Genomic DNA, 2,836 nt, shown 5'->3' on the forward strand with positions numbered 1-2,836 from the left:
TACCGCTTGTCGTATTTTAAGCATGCGTAGTGTGTAGCCCCTTGTCTTTTAAGATGGAACTTGTGTCCGTTTAGTAAAGGTTAATCCATGAGAAGAGTTATTTTATTGGTCACAATTTTTTCAGCGGTACAACTGCATGCCGCTGATACACCCAACCTCAATGTCTTAAACCAACAACAGGCTGCTCAAGAACAGCAAATTATTAATGCTCAGGTTAAAGGCACTGCTGAGGATGTGTTTTTACAAAATAAATCAACTACCTCTCAATCAATTGTTAGTTTTTCTCAGCTGCATGAACAACCCTGTTTTCTTATTAAGAAAGTCAAATTGAAAGCCCCTAGCAAACAACTGGCTTGGGACTTTGGTTTTGTATTAGATGATTTAGAATATAGCAAAGATAAAGTGTTAGGTCAGTGTATTGGCACTCAAGGTCTACAGTTAGCAATTACTAAGGCTCAATCCGCACTGATTGATAAAGGCTATTTAACCTCTCGTATTATGGTTGAACCGCAAGATTTAAGCACAGGTGTTCTAATACTTACGCTAGTCCCTGGTAAGATCCATCAAATTTATCGTGACAAGGCAACGGCTGATCGTATTAATTTGCATAATGCGATGGTGGTTGAAGAAGGCAATATTTTTGTGGTTCGAGAATTAGAGAAGAGCTTAGAAAATATTCGATTACCCAGTAACGTAACCGCAAATGTGGCCATTACACCCCCTCATACGCCAATTGAACAGTTGGATAATCAATATAGCTACAGTGATTTGGTAGTTAGTCGGCAACAAGCAAAAAAACTCAATTATCGCTTGAGTATCGACGATGCGGGCAATGAATCGACAGGAAAATATCAAGGTACAGTTGGGCTGCAAATTAATGAGCCACTGCTGAGTAATGATGTGCTTAATATTAGCTATTTACACAGTATTGACCCTTGGAATCATACCAAGTTACCTGCGGCAAATCATAACTTTTATATTAATTATCAATACCCTTTTAAAAAATGGTTGTTAGAGACTTCTTATAATGATTATAACTACTATCAAACACTCGCTGGGTTGGATTATGACCCCGTTTATAAAGGCAAATCAAAACGGATGCAGGTTAAATTAAACCGTGAGTTGAGGCGTACATCGGACAGTAAATTAACAGGCTCTATTGCAGTTGGCGCACAAAAATCCAATAACTACATTGATAATTTAGAGATCTTGGTTCAGCAACGTAAGACCGCTAATTACCAATTAGGATTAAATTACGAGAAAAACAATAAAGATAATAGTCGTTTAAATATTGATATGACTTTTGAAAAAGGTATGGGTGGATTTGGTGCCGAGCCAATACCTGAGACTTATTTTAGTGAAGTCGCCGTTCATCCTGTCATTATCACCATGAATGGTAGCTATAATCTACCTTTTACTGTTAATAAAAATTTATTAAATTATAAAACCAATGTGAGCCTTCAATACTCTCCTAATGAACTGAGTTCTCAAGATAGATTTAGTATTGGTAGTCGTTATACGGTGCGAGGCTTTGATGGAGAAAGTATGTTATTAGGGGAAAAAGGTCTAACCATTCAACAAGAACTGGGTTGGCAAATTCCTAAACTACCTATTGCCAATCAATTATATATGGGTATTGACCAAGGCTGGGTAGGTGGTGAAAGTACCAAATACCTTGCTGATAAATCACTGACAGGTGCTGTTCTAGGGTTACGTCTATTTAGTCAAAACTTCACTTTAGATGGTTTTATTAGCAAACCTCTAGATGCCCCTAACGGTATAAGTAAAGATAGCAATGCTGGTTTCCAGTTATCGGTTAATTACTAAGCTTGGTATGTTATGGTATAGTTATTAAGACTGCTATACACCCATTAAAATATTTTGTTTTATAGAAGTTATGTCATCCAAAGGACGGTTCAAATCGACTCGACCCCGTAATGCTGTTTCTCGTCATCAATGAATTTGACCATTACTTGCGTGGGCGGTCGAGTTCCGCCTGGGCGAAAAAAGCGGCAGCTTTGCGAATAATTTCGTTGGCTTGTTTGAGTTCTTTAATTTCTCGTTCAAGCTCGGCAATGCGGGTGGCTTGGCTTTCAGTGGTAAGGGTCGCAGGATTTTGCTTGGCTAGGTGTTTTCGATGCCATGTGCGTAGGGTTTCGGGGGTACAGCCAAATTTAGGTGCAATGGCTTGTATGGCTGCCCATAGTGAGGGATAATCTTTTTGCGATTCGATGAGTAACTCGACGGCTCGAGTCTTGACTTCAGTTGAGTATTGTTTGGTTTTCATAAGGGTATTGTCTCAGAGTTTGGAGTCTCCGACAATCCCAGTACAGTTCACGAAGAATCCATAACATACCCTGTGTTCATTCGTCAGCGTTAATACAGCAACTCAACTCTATTAAGGTCAAATATGAAAAAAATCATTGTTCTAAGCACAATTGTCTTTCTATTCACAGACTGTGCGTCTGTTCCATTAGCCAATAAACAAACAGGTGACGTTGCCAAACAATTCATCCTTCCCCCTGTAGATAAAGCAGGACTATATATCTACCGTATAGGTGGCATAGGAGCTAGCCTCAAAAAAGACATCAAAATCAACGGTAACTGTGTTGGCGAATCAACCCCCAATACCTTTTTTTATCAACAAGTACCAGGTAATCAGGAATATACCATCACAACTGAATCTGAGTTTTCGCCTAACGCCATTAAACTGTTCGCTAAAGGTGGTAGTAACTACTTTATCAAGCAATATATCAAACCAGGCTTACTTGTTGGTGGTGCTAACCTAAAAATAGTCGATAGTATATAGTATCGAAGGGCAACAAGCCATTCAAAA

At 38.8% G+C, this 2,836-nt stretch carries 2 protein-coding genes, 1 pseudogene and 1 other annotated feature; of the genes and pseudogenes, 2 read left to right on the forward strand and 1 reads right to left on the reverse strand.

What is annotated here, in order from left to right; genetic code table 11:
* The first annotated feature begins 87 nt into the window (after nucleotides 1-87).
* Nucleotides 88-1,827 carry a ShlB/FhaC/HecB family hemolysin secretion/activation protein gene (locus MA2_RS10565; protein ID WP_079352234.1) on the forward strand — a complete coding sequence of 580 codons (1,740 nt, stop codon included), beginning with the start codon at nucleotides 88-90 and terminating at the stop codon, nucleotides 1,825-1,827.
* Nucleotides 1,828-1,907: 80 nt separating this feature from the next.
* Nucleotides 1,908-2,012 (reverse strand) — a sequence feature (AL1L pseudoknot).
* On the opposite strand, the pseudogene MA2_RS10570 reads toward MA2_RS10565, so the two are convergent.
* Nucleotides 1,920-2,287: pseudogene (locus MA2_RS10570) on the reverse strand (transposase); the annotation flags it as partial. It overlaps the preceding feature by 93 nt.
* 123 nt (nucleotides 2,288-2,410) lie before the next feature.
* Between MA2_RS10570 and MA2_RS10575 the strand changes: the two are divergent.
* On the forward strand, nucleotides 2,411-2,809 hold the full coding sequence (locus MA2_RS10575; protein WP_067059626.1) for a DUF2846 domain-containing protein: 399 nt from the start codon (nucleotides 2,411-2,413) through the stop codon (nucleotides 2,807-2,809).
* The last annotated feature ends 27 nt before the right edge of the window (nucleotides 2,810-2,836 follow it).

Source organism: Moraxella atlantae NBRC 14588 (genome assembly GCF_001591265.1).
In the GTDB taxonomy this organism is placed as follows: Bacteria; Pseudomonadota; Gammaproteobacteria; order Pseudomonadales; family Moraxellaceae; genus Faucicola; species Faucicola atlantae.

Coding starts and splice junctions, on each gene's coding strand:
- MA2_RS10565 (WP_079352234.1), top strand. CDS start 88: ATGAGAAGAGTTATTTTATTGGTCACAATTTTTTCAGCGGTACAACTG.
- MA2_RS10575 (WP_067059626.1), top strand. CDS start 2,411: ATGAAAAAAATCATTGTTCTAAGCACAATTGTCTTTCTATTCACAGAC.